Source organism: Bacteroidota bacterium, from assembly GCA_034723125.1.
GTDB lineage: Bacteria > Bacteroidota > Bacteroidia > CAILMK01 > JAAYUY01 > JAYEOP01.
The window spans coordinates 1-1,560 of record JAYEOP010000584.1 but is presented as its reverse complement, the minus strand read 5'-3'; the positions used below and the strand labels follow the sequence as shown (position 1 = coordinate 1,560).

The window sequence follows — 1,560 nt, the reverse complement described above, 5'->3', positions numbered from 1 at the left end:
AAGAAGACCTGACCAATGGTCCGGATTCTACATGTTGAAAACCAATTTCCATGCCGATTTTTCTGTAGTATTCAAATTTTTCTGGAGTTACGAATTCTTCAACAACTGTGTTTTCTTTTGTTGGTTGCAGATATTGACCGAGTGTAAAATATCGAACTCCAACTCGATGAGCATCTCTCATAATCTGAATAATTTCATCTTCGGTTTCGCCCAATCCAACCATAATTCCTGTTTTTGTGATTGCACCGAGTTTTTTTGCATTCTGAAGTAAAGTCAATGATTGTTGATAATTCGCTTCCGGTCGGACATTTTCATAAAGCGATTCCGCTGTCTCTAAATTATGTCCAAGAATATCAGGTTTTGCATCGAGAACTGTTTGTAAACTTTCCAAATCGCCTTTAAAATCAGGTATCAACAACTCTATTTTACAATTTGGATTTACCTTTTTTATTGTCTTGATAGTCATCGCCCAAAAATCCGCACCGCCGTCAGGAATATCATCACGAGTAGGAGATGTCAATACTACGAATTTCAATTTCATCAATTTTACTGCATTTGCAACTCGTTTTGGTTCATTGTCATCGGGAATTTTAGGTGCTCCGGTTTTCACATCGCAGAATCTACAATTTCTCGTGCAAGTGTCACCGAGTATCATAAATGTAGCCGTTCCGTTAGACCAACATTCAGGTAAATTAGGACAGAATGCCTCTTGACAAACTGTGTGTAGATTGTTTTTTTTTACTATGTTTTTTACAGCAATGTAATTTTTCCCGCCGGGAATTTTTGTTTTTAGCCAGTTTGGTTTTGTTTTGTTTATTTTTCGTTTTTTTTGCATGTTGTAATTTAAGAATACTTATCTGTTTTGGGAAGTGATTTATTGAGAATCTTTTTGTATATTCATATAATTCTTATTATACTATAGATAAATGAACAGTGGAGACAACTATGATTTGTACATGTGTGATTATCAGGGTGGCAAAGGTGGAAGAAGCCCTGCTGATTTTTAGATTAGGTAATGGTTTGAAGTTTGCTTTAGTTTAATGAATGTTAATTGAGTTCAATCATACAGGATGAGTAACAATGGGTAGTATGTTAAAAGCAGAATGCGGTTGTGGTTATGAGTCAGAGGAACTACTCTTAGGTGGTGGTTTCAGAAACTTCATGACTGAATGTGCATTACCTTTCTACTGTGATCATTGTGAAACTGTTTTCACGAGAAATATCCTTAATGAATTTGGTATTAAAAAGTTCAATCGTTGTCCTAAATGCAAACGCAAAGTGAGTTACTATGGTGAGATCAGAGATGCTCTACTTGATGAAGAAGACAACGACTATGTTTTCGATTGGAGAATTAATGATTTTAATAGATATTTTCTTTTAGAAGGTCATCATCATTGCCCTAAATGCAAGAAAGATAAAGTGAAATTCTATTTAACAGCTTGCTGGGATTGATTTAATTCACATTTTCAACCCTTGATAACTTTTATTTTATCTGCTTTATTTATCTTTTCTAACTTTTTTACGATTCTGTTCTATTAATAAATCTGCAAAACTTATTTG

The 1,560-nt window shown here is 34.2% G+C and carries 2 protein-coding genes; one reads left to right on the top strand and one right to left on the bottom strand.

The window, feature by feature from the left end; translation table 11 throughout:
- Positions 1–835 (bottom strand): lipoyl synthase (lipA, locus tag U9R42_14665; protein MEA3497267.1); only part of this gene is annotated, 835 nt, incomplete at its 3' end.
- Between the two features lie 254 nt (positions 836–1,089).
- On the opposite strand from lipA, the gene U9R42_14660 reads away from it, so the two are divergent.
- Positions 1,090–1,452 (top strand): hypothetical protein, encoded by a 363-nt coding sequence (locus tag U9R42_14660; protein ID MEA3497266.1) that lies wholly within the window; start codon positions 1,090–1,092, stop codon positions 1,450–1,452.
- The last annotated feature ends 108 nt before the right edge of the window (positions 1,453–1,560 follow it).

Coding starts and splice junctions, on each gene's coding strand:
- U9R42_14660 (MEA3497266.1), top strand. CDS start 1,090: ATGTTAAAAGCAGAATGCGGTTGTGGTTATGAGTCAGAGGAACTACTC.